Source organism: Enterococcus sp. DIV1083b, assembly GCF_051713705.1.
Classification (GTDB): Bacteria; Bacillota; Bacilli; order Lactobacillales; family Enterococcaceae; genus Enterococcus_D; species Enterococcus_D casseliflavus.
Genome location: NZ_JBIOQJ010000001.1, coordinates 2,729,214 through 2,746,975, shown reverse-complemented (window position 1 = coordinate 2,746,975; position 17,762 = coordinate 2,729,214). Strand labels below are relative to the sequence as shown.

Here is a 17,762-nt window from a genome sequence, read left to right as displayed (position 1 = left end):
TTTTTCAGCTGGTTCCATTTGTTAGTCGAAGCTCAAGAGGATGGTCTTTTTTGCGGTGCCGATTGTACAGCCAGTAATCCATGACGGCCGCAATACAGATGCAGACCGGCGCATCCCGGTCATCGACAACATCCAGTACATAATAATCCCCCGTCAACAAGGTCGCTTTGTCCATCTCCATAATCTTTTTATTGAAATGATGGATCCCATAGCGATGATTATAGATATCGCCGTGGACCGCCCAGTGAAGCTGCTGGATATAGTAGAAATCACCTGGCCAGTTAAAGATTTTTTGCAGTGTACCGACTTTCTCAAAGTCTTTGTAGATCTCAAAGCGTGTACCAAAAGTAAAGCTGATTTGTTTGATACTAGCGACCATTTGTCCATTCAAGCGGTAAAGGGAAAGAGCATCGCCCTTAGTTCCCCAGCGGCCCACCATTAAAAACAGTGATTTGCCTGTTTCATCTTTGACAATGGTACGTGTGACTCTGCTAAGTTGTCTGTCTTGGATGAAAAATTCTGACATACTTACGCCTCCTCATGTATCCCCAAAAAGCTGCGTGATTTAAAGATTTTCATCAATTGCCCGAACGATCGCTTTGCCGACACCAGACTCAATATTGGTGTCCGTCAAATACTTCGCGGCTTCTTTTACCTCTAACTCGCCATTTCCCATTGCAAAACTAACGCCTGCCAGTTGCAGCATACTTACGTCATTTAAGTTGTCACCGATCGTCATCACTTCCTCCAGTGAGATCATCCGATCCTTAGCGACATGCGCCACTGCGATTCCTTTTTGCGCGTTTCGATGGTTGATCTCAATATTGTTTTGTCCAGAAGAAGTCACCACTAGATCGCCGTACCCATCGATGATTTTCGTGATAGGACCCAATACCCGCGCACCATCTTGATGGAAGCAGATCACTTTCAAAAATTCTAATTCTTCGATCGAAAACAACTCACTGAAATCATCGACATAATTGATCGGTAAAAATTCTAAACGGGCTGCTGTCATAGCAATCGCCATCTTATGGGTTAAATGGGGCATTGCTTCTGCCGTGTGGATCGCAAAATTTTCGATCCGACGTGTTTGGCTTTCCGAATAGATCCCGTTGCTCGTGGAGATCTCAAAATAGATGTCGTTTTCTTTTAGTAGGTCGATCAACGAACGAGTTTGTTCATGGCTGATGGGCACAGTGAATAATGAATTGCCCGCTTCGTCGTAGACTTGGGCACCATTCAAGGTGATCATTGCACAGTCGATCCCGGCTTCTTGCAGCGGCGGCAAAGCCTCTTTGCGGTTACGGCCAGTTGCGACCATAAATTCGATTCCTTTGGATTGGGCATATTTGATTGCTTGGATATTTTCTTCTGAAATCTGCATACTAGCATTTAAAAGCGTACCATCCATATCAGAAGCAATTAATTTGATCATTGTCAGCGTCCTTTCTTAATCGTTTCTACAAATAGTGTACCATAAATCGCGCATTTTTTTTCTTTCGAAGAGTAATTCTTGTTTCTAAGGGGAGGGATTTGTTATCCTAGAAGAAAACAAAGGAGATTCGCCATGAAACGACTATTGGACAATGATTGGCAAGAACAATTGCAGGAATCATTTGAGCAGCCGTACTACCAACAACTACGGGCTTTCTTAAAACAAGAATATGCCCAGCAAACGATCCATCCAGCAATGGATCATATTTATGAAGCCTTAAAACTGACACCATACCATGACGTAAAAGTTGTCATCTTAGGTCAAGATCCTTATCATGGCCCTCACCAAGCCCACGGACTGTCGTTTTCCGTACAGCCGGGGGTCAAAATACCGCCTTCGTTGCGGAATATTTACAAAGAATTAGCTGATGACTTAGGGATTCCACCTGTGTCCCACGGTTATCTCGTACCTTGGGCGCAACAAGGGGTCTTATTGTTGAATACCGTGTTGACAGTACGTGAAGGGCAAGCCTATTCACATCATGGACATGGCTGGGAGCAGCTGACTGATACGATCATCGAAAAATTGAATCAACGAGAAGAACCGGTCATTTTTGTGCTTTGGGGCAAACCCGCCCAAAAGAAAGCCGCTTTGCTAGATACCAGCAAGCATATTATTATAACAGCGCCTCATCCAAGTCCGTTATCAGCGCATCGAGGATTCTTTGGTTCGAAGCCTTTTTCTAAGATCAATCAAGCATTGCTAGCGTTAGGGGAAGAACCGATTTCCTGGGCGTTGCCAGAAAAAATAACACAGTTGTAAAACTGTGTTATTTAGAATGAGTGAATTTGTGAAAAAGGTAACGATATTTAAAATAATCGACTAATACAGGATTTTTATCTGTTCTTTTTTTCGCAATTATTGTACAATGGAAGGGTATAAAAAAACTGGAGGTCTTTACCCGTGGAATTATTCGAAAGTTTAAAATTTAAAATCGTGCGTCGTCATATCAAAATCGTTTTTCCTGAAGCAACAGATCCTCGTATCCTAGGTGCTGCTAGCCGTTTACGTTCAGAAGAATTGATTGAACCTGTTTTGATCGGTAACCCGGTTGAAATCGAAAAAGCAGCGGAAGCTCGCGGAATCAACGTATCAAACTTTGAAATTTTAGATCCTGAAAATTATGATCGTTGGGATGAAATGGTTGAAGCTTTTGTGGAACGCCGCAACGGCAAAGCAACGAAAGAACAAGCAGAAGAAATCTTAAAAGATGTCAACTATTTCGGTACAATGTTGACTTACATGGGCATTACAGAAGGAATGGTTTCAGGAGCGATCCATTCTACGGGTGATACAGTAAGACCCGCTTTACAAATCATCAAAACAAAACCAGGTGTGAGCCGTACAAGTGGTGCTTTCCTAATGGTTCGTGGTCGTGACCAAGAAAAATACTTGTTCTCAGACTGTGCCATCAATGTAAACCCAAATGCACAAGAATTGGCAGAAATCGCTGTTGACTCAGCGAAAACCGCTGAATTATTTGAAATCGATCCAAAAGTTGCTATGTTAAGCTTCTCAACGAAAGGGTCTGCGAAAGCACCAGAAGTAGATAAAGTCGTTGAAGCAACAAAAATCGCCAAAGAATTGGCACCAGAATACCAAATCGATGGAGAATTGCAATTCGATGCTGCGTATATCTCAGCAGTTGCGCAATTGAAAGCTCCTGAATCTGAAGTAGCAGGTAAAGCAACCGTCTTTGTTTTCCCAGATTTACAATCAGGAAACATTGGCTACAAGATCGCCCAACGTTTCGGTAACTTTGAAGCGATTGGACCAATCTTACAAGGATTGAACAAACCAATCTCTGATTTGTCTCGTGGTTCAAATGAAGAAGATGTCTACAAATTATCAATCATTACTGCGGCACAAACACTAATGGAAAAATAAGCAGCCAATTGCTGCACTGATGAAAAACTGATCCCTTGAGGGTCAGTTTTTTGTTTTGCTCTTGGAAAGTTGAGGGCAGCAAAGGAGGAAGGGGACGCAAAAGCAACGATCCAGTGATCGTCGGGAAATTTTCCCTAAGCTCCTTCTTTACAATTCCTTGAAAAACAAGCTATACTAGCAACTAGTAAATTAGATTGATCAAAGGATGGGGACTATGTTTACCATTAACGACTTAGAAGCAACCGCAGCATTTGCAAAAATCATTGGAGAGGCAGCCGAGCCAGGGGATAATCTGGTATTGACGGGCGATTTAGGTGCTGGCAAAACAACCTTGACGAAAGGCATCGCCTTGGGGCTAGGAATCGAGCAACTGATCAAAAGTCCGACCTATACGATCATTCGTGAATATACCAATGGGCGGCTACCGCTGTATCATATGGATGTCTATCGGGTGGAATACGGTGCAGAAGATTTAGGACTGGATGATTATTTCGAAGGGGATGGCTTGTGTGTGATCGAATGGGGCAATCTCTTAGAAGCCTCCCTGCCAGAGGATTATTTAGAACTGATTTTGGAAAAAGATGATACAGATGAACAAAAACGTCTTGTGAAATGTCATGCATATGGCACCAAAGCAATCGCCTTTTTGCAACGGATCACAACAAAATGGCAGGCAGCCCATGAGTGAGATCCAATTACAGATCAAAGAAGCCACGGGTGCTGATGCCAAAGCTGTGTTAGCAGTCAGTCAACAGCTAGGAGAAGAAACGGATTTTCTCTTGATGGACGAAAGCGGCTTGGCGTTGCCAGAAGCCTTATTGGCAGAACAGCTGGACGCTATCTATGAACGGGACGACTATTTGCTGTTGTTGGCATTTGATCAAGAACAATTGATCGCCATGGCATCAGTCAAAGGCCATGAAGAGTGGCAATTAGCCCATGTCGGGGAGATCGGTATCTCGATTTTAAAAGACTATTGGGGCTTGGGCTTAGGTTCGCTCCTGATTGAAGAATTACTGGACTGGGTAGTAGAAGTTGGCGAATTGACCCGCATCGAGTTGACCGTTCAAGCGAGAAATTTACGGGCGATCCATCTGTATCAAAAATTTGGTTTTTTAACAGAAGGCTGTATGAAAGAAGCGGTGCAAACCCGCGAGGGGCAAAAAGTTGACGTCTTGATGATGGCACGTCTTTTTGAATCATAAAAAAGGAGTGAAGGAAATGGAGTTTCGGGAACCGACGATCGCAGACTGCGATCAAATCGAAGCGTATCGGCAAGCGTTCGAGAAGAATCAAGAAGTCATCCACGGTGGGGCAGGACTTGTAGAAAGTCCCACAGCCAAAGACTGGCTAGAGGGATTGGTGGATTTTAAAACAGCAGAAACGGTACCAGAAGGATTCGTTCCCGCCCGTACCTATCTGGCTATCCAAGATCAAAAAGTGGTCGGTCTCTTGAATCTGCGTCTGACACTTAATGCGTATTTGCGCCAAATTGGTGGACACATCGGGTATTCAGTGCACCCAGACCATCGAAAGCAAGGCATCGGCTCGGCAATGCTGGCACAGTCATTGGTAAAGGCCAAACAATTTGGCTTGAACAACGTGTTAGTAACCTGTGAAGAAGCTAATCGCGCCTCCACCAAAGTCATTGAAAACAACGGTGGTAAATTGACAGAAAAAGTCATTGATCCTGAAGATGGCGCTATAATCTGTCATTATTGGATCGATCTGACTTAAAATGAATCCTTCCTTAAATGAAAACGTGCGTCCTAAAGGCTAGCGCAATGCTGACTTTAGGACGCACGTTCTTATTTATTTGACTAAAACCAATTTTTTTAATGGATCGATACCAAATTCTTCTTCTTGACGCAATAAGATTTGGGCACATGCCCGACTATCTTCTAGTGCATCATGGTGGTTTAGTAAAGGAATCTGTAATTGCTCACAAACCGTGTTTAATTTGTGATTCGTAAATTCTGGATACAGCTTGCGGCTCGTTCGCACCGTGCATAAGGAAAGATAATTTGGTTGTGACAACCCATAATAATCAAGACATCCCGCCAAAACTCCAGTATCAAAACCAGCGTTATGCGCAACGATCAAACTGTTCAGTTGATAATATTGTTGGACTTGTTTCCATACGTCAGGAAACTTAGGCGCTTCTTGTACATCTTCTGGACGGATGCCATGAATTTGAATGTTTTTCCAAAAAAATTCCGTTTCCGGTTGGATCAATGTGTAATATTCGCCCACGATTTTGCTATCTTGTACCATGACTAGTGCAAGGGAACAGGCACTATGCTTTTGATAATTTGCTGTTTCAAAGTCCATTGCGATAAAATTCATCAGACTCACCTCATTGCCATTCTAGCACAAAATCAAAGAATGAAAAGCGAACAAACGTTAAGAAAAACTGAAGTTTTCTTACGGTTAGTTGAGATCCAGTTCCACCGGACAATGGTCACTGCCAATGATATCTGTATGGATCTTGGCGTCTAGCAAGCGCTCATTTAAGTCATCCGAAACGACAAAGTAATCGATGCGCCAGCCAGCATTGTTTTTGCGAGCGTTGAAACGGTAGCTCCACCAAGAATAAATACCTTCTGCATCTGGATAGAAATAGCGGAACGTATCGGTAAAGCCAGCAGCCAAAAGAGTCGAAAACTTTTCCCGTTCTTCAGGTGTAAACCCAGCACTTTTTTGATTGGTTTTCCAATTTTTGATGTCGATATTTTTATGGGCAACATTCAAATCACCGCAGAGAATCACTGGCTTTTGTTGTTTCAATTCAGTCAAGTAAGCCAAAAAGGCATCTTCCCAAGTCATGCGATAATCCAAGCGGCGCAATTCATTTTGGGAATTCGGTGTATAGCAAGTAATCAAGAAAAATTCAGGATACTCCAGCGTGATGACGCGACCTTCCGTATCATGTTCTTCGATTCCTAATCCATAACGGACCGATAGTGCAGGTTCTTTTGCGAAAATTGCTGTGCCAGAATAGCCTTTCTTCTCCGCATAATTCCAGTATTGATGATAGCCTGGTAAATCCAATTCGATCTGACCTTCTTGCAGCTTTGTTTCTTGTAAACAAAAGAAATCAGCATCGAGGGCTTCAAACACTTCAGAAAAATTTTTTTTAACGATGGCCCGTAAACCATTCACATTCCAAGAAATAAATTTCATTGAGACTCCTCCTTATTTTCCACTACGCCTCCCATTTTACCTAAAAAAGCCAGAAGCGCAAAGCAAGTGAGCGGAATGAGGAAAACAAGGAGGAAGAATGAGAAATAAATTTGGATGCTAGAGAAAATTCGTTTGTAGTACGGAAAAGGAACGATGGCTCCTTACGCTTACTTCCATTTTATGATACAGTCATTTTGAAAAGGGGGCAGTTTCATGACGATCAAAGCGCAAGTTTCAGCGAAAATGACTTCGAAAAATCAAATAACTATTCCAAAAAGTGTGCGGCAAATACTAGGCCTAAAAGAGAATCACTGGGTAATTTTTGAATTTACCCCATAAGGTGAGATCAAGGTAAGAGGCGAAAATGCAGCACCTTCTTTTGAAGCTTTTTGGAAACAAGAATTAGCGATCATAGAAGAAATGGGAAAATTTGACACAGGTGAGATGTTTTTTGAAAAAGATTTAGGTGAGGAGAACATTGAATGGTAAGGCAAGGAGATATTCTTTTATTGACTTAAATCCCACCAAAGGAAATGAAATGGCAAAAAAAGACCGTGTGTAGTGGTTAGTAATGATTATTATAACAAGAGTTTCAATACCATCTTAGTGATGCCACTCAGTAGCTCAAAAAAATATGTAGAAGAAAAATTTGCTCGATCGAATGCGTTTCAAACAGTTACCGAAACACAATAAAGTAAAGTTCAAGGGACGATTCTTTGTCAGCATATTTGCAGTGTGGACTTCTTGCATCGCAGCAACTTAGAAGTAGTCGATAAAGTCACTACGGAGATGAAAGAACGATTATCTGAAATAACAAAACACTTTTTTTGAAGCTTACTCTTTATTAATCAGGTCATTCGAAAAGAGGCGCTTATGGGTCATTCGACCATTAAGCTTTTCTTTGATTCACCAGAGGTAGCAACTTTTCCTTGAACATGCTAAAATAAGTGAGATGTTTATTGTGAAAGGAAACCTTCTCGTGAATAAAGACTTGATGATTGCGCAATTCCCTGAAATTGCCTTATTAAAAGATGAACCCTTATTGAACTATACGTATACAAAAACTGGTGGACCGGCAGACATTTTGGCTTTTCCCAAAACAGCAGATGAAGCCAAACAGCTGCTTGATTATTGCCGAGAACAAGCGATTCCTTGGATCGTCTTAGGAAATGCCAGCAACTTGATCGTCCGTGACGGTGGTATTCGTGGCGTGGTGATCATGCTATCAGAAATGAACCAAATCGTGGTGGACGGCACTTCTTTGATCGTCGATGCTGGAGCAAAGTTGATCGATACCACCTATGTCGCTTTGCATGAATCGTTGACTGGTTTTGAATTTGCCTGCGGGATTCCTGGCAGTGTCGGCGGTGCCGTCTTTATGAATGCTGGCGCCTATGATGGCGAAATCCAAGATGTCTTTGCGTCCTGCGACGTTTTGCTGGCTAATGGTCAAATCGTGACTTATACCAAGGAAGAAATGGAATTTGCTTATCGTCATAGCAAATTACAAGAGCAAAAGATGATCATTTTAAGCAGTCGCTTTGATTTAGCAAAAGGCGATCAAGAGCAAATTAAAAAGCGGATGGATGAACTGACAGAATTGCGGCAATTGAAGCAACCGCTAGAATACCCCTCTTGTGGGAGTGTCTTTAAACGTCCACTCGGTCATTTTACCGGCAAGCTGATCCAAGATGCAGGCTTACAAGGATTGAAATGGGGCGGAGCCCAAATTTCGGAAAAACATGCGGGCTTTATCGTGAATGTCGATCAAGCCACTGCAACGGATTACGTTGAACTGATCGCTCATATCCAACAAGTCATCAAAGAAACCTTTGATGTCACCTTAGAAACAGAAGTCCGAATCATCGGCGAAGAATAGAATAGCAAAAAGATTGTCCTGAGGGGCAGTCTTTTTTTTATGAGAGCTGATAAAAAAGAGCTTAGGTTTGTAAGCTTTCTAAGTCTTCGGTACAATAAACGAAAAGGAGTGAGCAGGATGAAAAAGTGGGGACGCGTCATTTTGTTTGTTGGGTTCGCCTTTCTTTTCGGCGGTTGTACGAAATTACCGCAAGAACAGTTTGCCGAACAGTTGACGAATCAGCAAGCAGCGAATGCTGGTGAATTCCAAGCGACGATCGATACCTTTGAGATGGGCAGCAGCAGCGAATACGGTCAAGAAGCCGATAGGTATGCCTCTATGTTGATGTCACAGTTAGTCGGCTCGTCATTTAAAGGGGACTTCGTCCAGGACAAAGAAACCAAAGCGATTTTACTCAATCTGGCAGTCGCTTTTGGGGGGCAGGAGCTGCCGATCAAGCTGATCGTCGATCCAGAAAAACAAGAAGCGTATGTGTCAGCTGAAATCTATGAAACACTGCAAGGGTATATCAGCGCATTTGGTAGTGACAGTTATGGGACAAAACCAGACGCTGCGGAATATGAAGGCAAATACCTGCGCATCGATCAAGAAACCTTAGATTCTTACTTTGGCGAAGGAACTTTTGCAGAGGACGGCGAGGGGACAACCGAAGCAGAAAAAGAGCCTGAAAACCTCTTTACCATGAACAGTCTTTTTCATAATGAGACGTTTGCAGACTATTTGAAAACCTTTGAACCAGATGCTTTCAAAAGAGATGGAGATACGATCAGTCACACGTTTACCAAAGAAGAATTGGCAGATTATGCAGATTATGCCCAAGAACACGGCGCCGATCAAAAGCAAGTCGCCGAATTAGAAACGATGTTGGAAGAAGTCGAGCAGTTTGACTTAACCATGACCGTCAATACGAAAACAAATCAGCAGAAAATGGCTTTTCACTTCGTGCAAGCGGATGAGCTGCAAACCACTATCGGAGCCACGGTGACTTTTACAGGGAAGAAAAGTGATACTGCTGTTGCAATCCCTACAGCGGAAGAATTGATTGACCCAGAAGAATTGTTTTCTCCCTATGATTATGGTTGGGATGACAGCTATGACGATGGGTATGAAAATGATGATGAGTACTGGGATAGCTATGATGAAGCCGATGATTGGTCTTCTTATATGCTGACGGATGAGGAGTTTGAAGAACTGCTGCTGCAAATCAAGCAAGAGCTGCCTTATTTGACCCAAGCAGATATCGATGATTATCTGACATTTTATGAAGAGTACTTGACCCAAGAGCAGTATCAAGAGCTTGTCGAAGCACTCCAAGTGACACAAAGTCTATGAGTCACTCAAAAGGGAAGCGACCGCCTAAGTTAGCCAAAAAGCTAACTTTGGGCGGTCGCTATTTTTTTAGATACGATTTTTTTAGATACGATTTTTTTTGCGGTTCATGACTAAGCGCAAAAGGACGGTTCCAACTGCCATCGTGGCGATTCCCGCTACAATGGCTTCAGGTACACCTTGGGCGAAGATTACACCCAAAATCGCTGCATAGACAGCATTGCCAGCTTTCCCCACAACCTCCGCATATTCTTGCTGGAACAAGAAGTAGATCAAGTTCATTACCAGGATCGTATTCGTCAAGCCTCCAGCGACACCAGCAATCAGTAGCGAAAGACTTTGCTGTTTGTTTTTCCAGATTTTTTGACAGCCTTTGTACACAAAGTAAGGAACGACACCAATCAAAATACGAGGAATCAACGCTACGAGGATCGCTTTCCAGCTTCCTTGATCACTCCCATAAATCGGTACGAAAGGGGAGAAGACAAAAGAAAGCGGGGTGATGATCCAGGTCGAACGCACCATACTGATGATCCCAAAGGCGCCGCCTAAAAAGCCGCCGATCCGAGGTCCCAATACAATAGAAGCGATGATCACAGGAATATGCATCGTTGTCGCATTGATTGGTCCTAAGGGAATAAACCCAAGAAAGGGAACCGATGCTAAAAGAATCAAGATTCCTAAAAAGAAAGCTGTTAAGACAAGTTCAAAAGTTGATATTTTTTTCATTGTTAGACACTCCGTACTTCCAAAGCAGTCAATGCTTTTTCAAGAATCGTTTCTGTTGCTGCTAATGCGCCTCTGCCGAAATCACCGCAAGCCAGTAACGCTTCACGGGGTTCAATCTCTTGGAAGCCGACTTCTTTCAAAATCCCCAAATTTCTTTGAACAATCGGGTTTTCGTACATGACGGTATTCATGGCTGGCGCAATCAAGCGGGGAACGGATAACGGCAACGCTAAGGCAACTGTTGAGATCAAATCATCGGCTATCCCATGCGCCAGCTTGCCAATACTGTTGGCACTGGCTGGGGCGAGCAAGAAAAGATCGGCTTGTTTGGCTAGTTCAATATGGTTGATGCGATCTGGTTGACGTTCTTGCATAACATCGACATGGATCGGGCGTTTGGATAATGACTGTAACGTCAAAGGCGTAATAAATTGTGTGCTGTTTTGAGTCATTAAGACATCCACTGCATAGCCCTTTTTGGTTAATTCATTGGTTAGGTCGGCTGCTTTGTATGCAGAGATACTGCCGCTGACGCCAAGCAGAACGTGTTTTTGTTTCATGTTTCTTTCTCCTTTTCTAAAAAAACATCTAGCTAAGCACGCAGGTCATTGCGTAATGTGTCAACGATCAAGGTTGCGATCTCAGCTTTTGTGCGGCCAGTCCCGATTTGTCCTTCTTGTGTCAAAAGGTGTCCGACATGCTGGTTTCCAGAAATTTGCGTCAAGTCGTTGGCCAACACATAATCCGCTTGGCTAGCCAGTAGACTTTTTCGTGCGACCGCAAACAACTCGGCTTCCGCTACGTCTACTAATAATTTGAATCCGACTAATAAGGTTGTCGGCTGTAATGCTTTGATGGTTTGGATCACTTTCGGGGTTTTCTTCAACACTAAAAACAAATGATCAGTATTGGAAGAAACTTTGCCTGCCGTTGTTTCAGATTGTGTGAGCACGTCTGCCATCAATGCCGGAGTGACCTGGTTGTCATAAGCTGGTAGGGCATCGTTGATTGCTTCATAAAACGCTGCTTCTGAAAAATGAGCAGCAGGGGTGAAATCACTGACTGCCATACTGTGGATCACAGCAGCATACGAATGGGTCGTCAATAAATCGGTCAACTGCGTCAACAAGTCCGTGGTCCCTTCAATGAAATGACAGGTAACGCGTGGATCGGTCGGCGGTTGTTTGGCAGTTTTCGTCGTAACGTAATCGATGGCCACCTCAGGGTATTGCAGCCATTCCTTGGCAATGGCTTGACCAAGTGAGCCCGTGGAATGATTCGTGATTGCACGGACATCATCGATTTTTTCGGAAGTACCGCCAGCCGTAATCAAAATTCTCATTGCGCTTGTGACACCTCAACGATCGTCCGTCCTTGGTGCGTACCAGCTAATAAAGCTGCCAATGTTTCTGGCAAGTCTTCCAAAGTGATGGCTTTCGTGTAAAGCTGATCGATCACATTCCACTCACCCGCTAATTTCTCCCATAATGCCGAGCGGATCTCATGGGAAACATTGACCGAATCGATCCCAATTACGCGAATCCCACGCAAAATAAATGGTAAGACAGTCGTTTCGATTTTGATCCCACCAGCATTGCCGCATAAGAAGGCACCGCCCCCATACGCGATTTGCGGAAGCACTGCCGCAAGCAATGGACCGCCAACTGTATCGATGACCGCTGCAAACGTTTGTTTTGCTAATGGTTTGACCTTTTCTGGTACCACGTCATCAGGACTGACGATTTTCGCTGCGCCTAGGTCCAACAACCATTGCGCATCGGTTTTCCGAGATAGCGCCACTATATTTGTATAGCCCAGTTTTTTCAATAAAGCAATGCTGACACTGCCGACGCCACCGCTAGCACCTGTCACCAAAATAGCAGCGTCTTTTGCTAAGTGCAGCTGTTCTAATTCTTGCACCGCTAAAGCTGCTGTGAACCCAGCAGTGCCATAGGTCATACTGTCTTTTGCTGAAAAACCAGCAGAACGTTTCACGAGCCACTCGGCTGGGACCCGTTGAAATTGACTGTAACCGCCTGGGTGAGAAACCCCTAAGCCATAACCTGTCACTAAGACTTGGTCGCCTGGGGCAAAATCAGCAGACTGACTGTCCACGACTTCCCCTGCTAAATCGATTCCCGGCGTCATCGGATACGTGCGGATCACGCCGCCATTTTCTTTTGCTGCCAAGGCATCTTTGTAATTGACATCTGAGTAATCAACACGGACAAGCACATCGCCTGCTGGCAGCTCGTCAAGAGTTGCAGTTGTGAGTGAAGCAGTAAAATTTGGTTCATTCATGACACGAAAGGTAGAGAAATTCGTCATTTCAGACACTCCTTTGATGGTTTGTACTCATAATACCATAAGTTTTATTTTTTTAACCAGTGAAGCAAGAAAAGGCAGGTCTTCTTATCAAAAAATCAGCAAAAACAGATCATTATTAAATCTACCTTTTCTTCGTTAAAATAGAAGTTGTTCTTTTAAACCTTTGAAAAGTGAAAATGACGGGACCGCCACTCCTTTCCTTTATAATACAAGCGTTTAGCGTCACTCCTTTTTTGATCAGAGAGAAAAGATTTCAAAAAAATGAAGAAAAAAGGCTTGTGTTTTTTGCAATTATTTGTATACTAGAAAAAGTGAAATTAAACATGAAGTTTACTTATAGCAAACTTTTTTATTTGAAGTTGTGTCAATCAAAGGGGGAATGAACATGGAGATTGGCGAGAAGCTGCGCAATTTGCGCGTTCAAAAGAATTTGACCCAAGAAGAATTAGGCGAGCGGACCGATTTGACGAAAGGCTATATCTCACAGTTGGAGCGTGATTTGAGTTCGCCTTCTATGGAAACTTTTTTTACGATCTTAGAAGTTTTAGGCGTGACACCAGAGGAATTTTTCCGAGAAGAAAATGCGCAGCATCAAGTGGTTTATCGCGAAGAAGACAGCACGCTTTATTATGATGAAGAAAATGGCTATGAATTGAAGTGGCTGATTCCCGATTCCAATGAAAAAGAAATGGAGCCAGTCTTGCTGACCTTTGATAAAGCGGGCGAATACAAGACCTTTGAACCATCGTTAGCAGAAACATTTATCTATGTCTTAGAGGGCAGTGTGGCCTTGACACTAGGAGAAACGCAGTACAAGGCTCGTAAAGGCCAATCGATTTATTATCAGGCGACTGAGCCGCATCAATTAAAAAATATTGCGGGCAAAAAAAGCCGTGTGCTTGTAGTCGTGACAGATTCTTATTTATAGTACAGGAGGAAAGAGTGTGGGAAAAACAATAATTTCATTCAACAATGTGGTGAAGCGATTTGATGATGATGAAACAGTTTTGAAAAAAGTGAGTTTTGATATTGAAGAAGGTCGCTTTTATACATTGTTAGGTCCTTCAGGTTGTGGAAAAACAACCATCTTACGCATCATTGCGGGTTTTTCGGACGCAACAGAAGGCGACGTTTATTTTGATGGACAAAGAATCAATGACGTTCCTGCCAATCAACGGCAAGTGAATACTGTCTTTCAAGATTACGCCTTATTCCCACATATGAACGTTTTTGAAAATGTGGCATTTGGTCTGCGAATCAAAAAATTACCAAAAGATGAAGTGAATAGAAAAGTCTTAGAAGCGTTGCGGCTAGTACAACTTCCTGGTTATGAGAATCGTGAAATCAGCGAAATGTCTGGAGGTCAACGCCAACGGGTCGCAATCGCACGAGCGATCGTCAATGAACCCAAAGTATTGCTCCTGGATGAACCATTGTCCGCATTGGATTTGAAATTGCGAACCGACATGCAATACGAGCTGCGGGAATTGCAGCAGCGACTAGGCATCACTTTTATTTTTGTCACCCATGACCAAGAAGAAGCGTTGGCGATGAGTGATGAGATTTTCGTTATGAATAAAGGGAAGATCGTCCAAAGCGGCACACCGGTGGATATTTACGATGAACCAATCAACCATTTTGTGGCGGATTTTGTCGGTGAAAGCAACATCGTCACAGGTACGATGATCGAAGACAACTTAGTGGAATTTGTCGGCAAGCAATTTGAATGTGTCGATGGCGGGATGCGGCCGAATGAAGCCGTTGAGATCGTGATCCGTCCAGAAGATTTGAATTTGACGACGGCGGAAAAAGGCAAGCTGGTCGTTGAAGTAGACACGCAATTGTTCCGAGGCGTGCATTACGAAATCATTTGTTACGATGAACAAGGCAACGAATGGATGGTTCACTCTACAAGAAAAGCCACTGAAGGAAGCAAGATCGGTCTTTCCTTTGAACCAGAAGATATCCACGTCATGCGTTTCAATGAGTCCGAAGAAGATTTTGATGCTCGTTTAGAGAGCTACGAAGATTAGGAGGGAAAGCTAATGACGAAAATGCGTCGTTTTTATGCGATACCCTATGTCTTTTGGTTATTGCTATTTGTTATTGCACCAGTCTTATTGATCATCTACCAATCCTTTTTTGATATGAACGGCAACTTTTCGCTGGTCAATTATCAAAGCTACTTAGGTTCTGGCAAATATTTGATCATGACCTTAAACTCGGTTTGGTATGCCTTTTTGATCACCGTGATTACCTTAGTGATCAGCTACCCGACAGCCTATTTCTTAACTAAGCTGCGTCACAAAGATTTGTGGCTGCTGTTGATCATCTTACCAACGTGGGTCAACTTATTGTTAAAAGCCTATGCGTTTATTGGGATCTTCGGCATTCATGGCAGTGTCAACAACTTCCTAGAAATCATGGGTGTTGGACCAAAGCAGATTTTGTTTACCGACTTTAGCTTTTTGACAGTTGCCGTCTATATCGAACTGCCCTTTATGATCATGCCGATTTTTAATGCCTTAGAAGAAATGAATCCCTCTTTGATCAGTGCCAGCCGCGATTTAGGGGCAAACAGCTATGATACTTTCCGACGAGTGATTTTCCCTCTGTCGTTAAACGGTGTGAAAAGCGGCGTCCAAGCCGTCTTCATTCCGTCGCTCTCCCTCTTCATGTTGACCCGTTTGATTGGGGGCAATCGCGTGATCACGCTTGGTACGGCGATCGAGCAGCACTTTCTCGTTACCCAAAACTGGGGCATGGGTTCGACCATCGGCGTCATTTTGATCATCGCTATGTTCCTCGTGATGCTGTTTACGGGAGAAAAGAAAAAAGGAGGGCAACGTAAATGAAAAAATTTCGCTGGTCGAATCTTTATCTGATCGTCGTCTTTATTCTTTTGTACGTGCCGATCTTTTATTTGATTTTCTATTCCTTCAATGAAGGAGGCACCATGAATGCTTTTACGGGTTTCACTTTTGAACATTACCAATCCGTCTTTCAAGATACCCGCTTGATGATCATCGTGTTGAACACCTTTATGCTGGCATTTTTATCAGCATTACTGGCAACGATCATCGGCACATTTGGTGCGATGGGCATCTACTATACCCGCAAACGCCGAACGAGAACGGCATTGTTGAGTTTGAATAATATTTTGTTGGTTTCACCAGATGTCATCATTGGTGCCAGCTTCTTGATTTTCTTTACGATGATCGGCAACTTGTTCCGTGGGTTTAGCTTAGGCTTTTTCAGCGTATTGCTTTCGCATATCGCCTTTAGTATCCCGATCGTGGTGTTGATGGTCTTGCCGAAACTGCAAGAGATGAACGATTCAATGATCGATGCTGCCCGTGATTTAGGCGCGAATAATTTTCAAGTCATTAAAAATATCATTTTGCCTTTCTTGACACCGGGCATCATCGCCGGCTATTTCATGGCCTTTACTTATTCACTCGATGATTTTGCCGTGACATTCTTTGTGACAGGCAATGGCTTTAGTACCTTATCGGTAGAGATCTATTCTAGAGCACGTCAAGGAATCAGTTTAGAAATCAATGCATTAAGTACACTTGTCTTCTTATTCTCCATGATCCTGGTGGTAGGTTATTACTTTATCAGTAAAGAAAACGGCGCGAAGAAATTGCGTAAAAACCGCCGTGTGGAGGTGGCAAATCTGCGATGAAACGACTACAATCTCTGATTATCGGTATTGTTGCGATTGTCCTGATCTTGCTCTTTGGTGTCCGTGAATTGGAACGCTCCTCTGGTATGGCAGGCGCTGAGGTTGTCAACATCTACAACTGGGGCGACTACATTGACCCTGATTTGATCAGTAAGTTTGAAGAAGAGACTGGCTACAAAGTCAATTATGAAACCTTTGACTCAAATGAAGCGATGTTCACGAAGATCCAACAAGGCGGTACGTCCTATGACATCGCCATACCGAGTGAATACATGATTGAGAAAATGATGGAACAAAATCTTTTAAAGCCATTGGATCACAGTAAAATCAAAGGGCTAGACAATATCGACCCTCGCTTTTTGGACTTGAGTTTTGATCCAGGCAATCAATATTCCATCCCTTATTTCTGGGGAACACTGGGGATCGTCTATAACGATAAATTCTTTGATGAAGGTGAGATCACCCAATGGGACGATCTTTGGAAACCCGAATTAGCAAATAGCATCATGCTGATCGATGGCGCGCGTGAAGTGATGGGATTAGGTTTGGACAGCTTAGGCTATTCTCTTAACAGCAAAGACGATGATCAGCTGCAAGAGGCATTCAATAAGCTACGGACCATGACCCCAAACATCAAAGCCATCGTCGCAGATGAAATCAAGATGTACATGGCAAATGAAGAAGCATCGGTTGCGGTCACATTTTCTGGGGAAGCAGCCGACATGATGTACGAAAACGAGCACATTCATTACGTGATCCCTTCGGAAGGCTCCAACCTGTGGTTTGATAATATGGTCATTCCTAAGACCTCACAAAACGAAGCCGGTGCTTACGCCTTCTTGAACTTTATGCTAGAACCCGAGAACGCTGCACAAAACGCAGAATACATCGGCTATTCCACACCTAACCAAGCAGCCATGGCATTACTGCCTGACGAGATCACCGAAGACGAACAATTCTATCCATCCGATGAATTAATGGAACACCTCGAAGTCTATGAAAACTTAGGTGCTGAGTATCTGGGCATCTATAATGATTTGTTCTTGGAATTGAAGATGTATCGGAAATAAGCAAAATGCCATTAAGCAGGGAATGTATCCTGTTTAATGGCAGTTTTTTTCTCTACATAGGAATTATAAAGTTATTACATAAATTATTAAATATAAAGTGGAGGGGAAAATTTCTGAAACTTCTACTTTAAGATGTTAGGTAGAGAGGTTAGCAGGAAGAAAAACTTAAAGAAA

General features: G+C 43.1%; 22 protein-coding genes. 14 read left to right on the top strand and 8 right to left on the bottom strand.

Annotated features, from left to right (window positions below; all coding sequences use genetic code 11):
* Window positions 1–4: 4 nt before the first annotated feature.
* Window positions 5–526, bottom strand: coding sequence for an LURP-one-related/scramblase family protein (locus IGI69_RS12830; RefSeq protein WP_005228514.1), 522 nt, complete (start codon window positions 524–526; stop codon window positions 5–7).
* 39 nt (window positions 527–565) lie between these two features.
* Window positions 566–1,435, bottom strand: coding sequence for a Cof-type HAD-IIB family hydrolase (locus tag IGI69_RS12825; RefSeq protein WP_010749892.1), 870 nt, complete (start codon window positions 1,433–1,435; stop codon window positions 566–568).
* A 132-nt stretch (window positions 1,436–1,567) separates the two neighbouring features.
* Between IGI69_RS12825 and IGI69_RS12820 the strand changes: the two genes are divergently transcribed.
* The 5 genes from IGI69_RS12820 (at window position 1,568) to IGI69_RS12800 (ending at window position 5,119) form a co-directional block, all read left to right on the top strand.
* Window positions 1,568–2,257: a uracil-DNA glycosylase gene (locus tag IGI69_RS12820; protein WP_016608882.1), complete on the top strand. Its 690-nt coding sequence runs from the start codon at window positions 1,568–1,570 to the stop codon at window positions 2,255–2,257.
* 141 nt (window positions 2,258–2,398) lie between these two features.
* On the top strand, window positions 2,399–3,382 hold the full coding sequence (gene pta / locus IGI69_RS12815; protein WP_008380699.1) for a phosphate acetyltransferase: 984 nt from the start codon (window positions 2,399–2,401) through the stop codon (window positions 3,380–3,382).
* A gap of 214 nt (window positions 3,383–3,596) precedes the next feature.
* Complete coding sequence (tsaE, locus tag IGI69_RS12810; RefSeq protein ID WP_438741068.1) at window positions 3,597–4,070, top strand: tRNA (adenosine(37)-N6)-threonylcarbamoyltransferase complex ATPase subunit type 1 TsaE; 474 nt, start codon at window positions 3,597–3,599, stop codon at window positions 4,068–4,070.
* Window positions 4,063–4,587, top strand: a complete 525-nt coding sequence (locus tag IGI69_RS12805; protein WP_010749888.1) for a GNAT family N-acetyltransferase — start codon at window positions 4,063–4,065, stop codon at window positions 4,585–4,587. Before tsaE ends, IGI69_RS12805 begins: the two co-directional genes overlap by 8 nt.
* Before the next feature lie 16 nt (window positions 4,588–4,603).
* Window positions 4,604–5,119, top strand: a complete 516-nt coding sequence (locus IGI69_RS12800; RefSeq protein ID WP_438741065.1) for a GNAT family N-acetyltransferase — start codon at window positions 4,604–4,606, stop codon at window positions 5,117–5,119.
* Between the two features lie 75 nt (window positions 5,120–5,194).
* Here IGI69_RS12800 and IGI69_RS12795 read toward each other — a convergent pair whose 3' ends face one another.
* Both IGI69_RS12795 and IGI69_RS12790 read right to left on the bottom strand, forming a co-directional pair.
* Entirely contained in the window at window positions 5,195–5,728 is a 534-nt protein-coding gene (locus tag IGI69_RS12795) for a 3'-5' exonuclease (RefSeq protein ID WP_438741063.1), read from the bottom strand.
* An 84-nt stretch (window positions 5,729–5,812) separates the two neighbouring features.
* Window positions 5,813–6,565 carry an exodeoxyribonuclease III gene (locus IGI69_RS12790; protein ID WP_005234144.1) on the bottom strand — a complete coding sequence of 251 codons (753 nt, stop codon included), beginning with the start codon at window positions 6,563–6,565 and terminating at the stop codon, window positions 5,813–5,815.
* Window positions 6,566–6,778: 213 nt separating this feature from the next.
* Between IGI69_RS12790 and IGI69_RS12785 the strand changes: the two genes are divergently transcribed.
* The 4 genes from IGI69_RS12785 to IGI69_RS12770 all read left to right on the top strand — a co-directional run bounded on the left by IGI69_RS12785 (window position 6,779) and on the right by IGI69_RS12770 (window position 9,776).
* Window positions 6,779–6,904 (top strand): AbrB/MazE/SpoVT family DNA-binding domain-containing protein, encoded by a 126-nt coding sequence (locus tag IGI69_RS12785; RefSeq protein WP_438741060.1) that lies wholly within the window; start codon window positions 6,779–6,781, stop codon window positions 6,902–6,904.
* A 222-nt stretch (window positions 6,905–7,126) separates the two neighbouring features.
* The gene (locus tag IGI69_RS12780) at window positions 7,127–7,258 is read left to right on the top strand and encodes a hypothetical protein (protein WP_005228524.1); all 132 of its coding nucleotides are present in this window, start codon (window positions 7,127–7,129) and stop codon (window positions 7,256–7,258) included.
* Window positions 7,259–7,559: 301 nt separating this feature from the next.
* Entirely contained in the window at window positions 7,560–8,444 is an 885-nt protein-coding gene (murB, locus tag IGI69_RS12775) for a UDP-N-acetylmuramate dehydrogenase (protein WP_438741537.1), read from the top strand.
* Between the two features lie 117 nt (window positions 8,445–8,561).
* Window positions 8,562–9,776, top strand: coding sequence for a hypothetical protein (locus IGI69_RS12770; RefSeq protein ID WP_438741058.1), 1,215 nt, complete (start codon window positions 8,562–8,564; stop codon window positions 9,774–9,776).
* An 81-nt stretch (window positions 9,777–9,857) separates the two neighbouring features.
* Here IGI69_RS12770 and IGI69_RS12765 read toward each other — a convergent pair whose 3' ends face one another.
* The 4 genes from IGI69_RS12765 to IGI69_RS12750 are packed head-to-tail and all read right to left on the bottom strand — an operon-like array spanning window position 9,858 to window position 12,830.
* Window positions 9,858–10,502 (bottom strand): ECF transporter S component, encoded by a 645-nt coding sequence (locus IGI69_RS12765; RefSeq protein WP_005228527.1) that lies wholly within the window; start codon window positions 10,500–10,502, stop codon window positions 9,858–9,860.
* A 2-nt stretch (window positions 10,503–10,504) separates the two neighbouring features.
* Window positions 10,505–11,062 carry a phosphopantothenoylcysteine decarboxylase gene (coaC, locus tag IGI69_RS12760; protein WP_005228528.1) on the bottom strand — a complete coding sequence of 186 codons (558 nt, stop codon included), beginning with the start codon at window positions 11,060–11,062 and terminating at the stop codon, window positions 10,505–10,507.
* Between the two features lie 32 nt (window positions 11,063–11,094).
* A complete protein-coding gene (coaB, locus tag IGI69_RS12755; protein WP_438741056.1) occupies window positions 11,095–11,844 on the bottom strand; it encodes a phosphopantothenate--cysteine ligase in 750 nt (249 codons plus the stop codon).
* Entirely contained in the window at window positions 11,841–12,830 is a 990-nt protein-coding gene (locus IGI69_RS12750) for an acrylyl-CoA reductase family protein (protein ID WP_074535481.1), read from the bottom strand. Before IGI69_RS12750 ends, coaB begins: the two co-directional genes overlap by 4 nt.
* A gap of 385 nt (window positions 12,831–13,215) precedes the next feature.
* Here IGI69_RS12750 and IGI69_RS12745 point away from each other — a divergent pair, with 385 nt between their 5' ends.
* Genes IGI69_RS12745 through IGI69_RS12725 form a run of 5 tightly spaced genes read left to right on the top strand, consistent with a single transcriptional unit; the run spans window position 13,216 to window position 17,588 of the window.
* Window positions 13,216–13,758, top strand: coding sequence for a helix-turn-helix domain-containing protein (locus tag IGI69_RS12745; RefSeq protein WP_015510239.1), 543 nt, complete (start codon window positions 13,216–13,218; stop codon window positions 13,756–13,758).
* Between the two features lie 16 nt (window positions 13,759–13,774).
* Window positions 13,775–14,863, top strand: a complete 1,089-nt coding sequence (locus tag IGI69_RS12740; protein WP_438741052.1) for an ABC transporter ATP-binding protein — start codon at window positions 13,775–13,777, stop codon at window positions 14,861–14,863.
* 12 nt (window positions 14,864–14,875) lie between these two features.
* A complete protein-coding gene (locus tag IGI69_RS12735) occupies window positions 14,876–15,685 on the top strand; it encodes an ABC transporter permease (protein ID WP_010749878.1) in 810 nt (269 codons plus the stop codon).
* Window positions 15,682–16,518 (top strand): ABC transporter permease, encoded by an 837-nt coding sequence (locus IGI69_RS12730; protein WP_005228535.1) that lies wholly within the window; start codon window positions 15,682–15,684, stop codon window positions 16,516–16,518. The genes IGI69_RS12735 and IGI69_RS12730 overlap by 4 nt, the downstream gene beginning before the upstream one ends.
* On the top strand, window positions 16,515–17,588 hold the full coding sequence (locus IGI69_RS12725; RefSeq protein ID WP_074933293.1) for an ABC transporter substrate-binding protein: 1,074 nt from the start codon (window positions 16,515–16,517) through the stop codon (window positions 17,586–17,588). The genes IGI69_RS12730 and IGI69_RS12725 overlap by 4 nt, the downstream gene beginning before the upstream one ends.
* Window positions 17,589–17,762 lie beyond the last annotated feature (174 nt).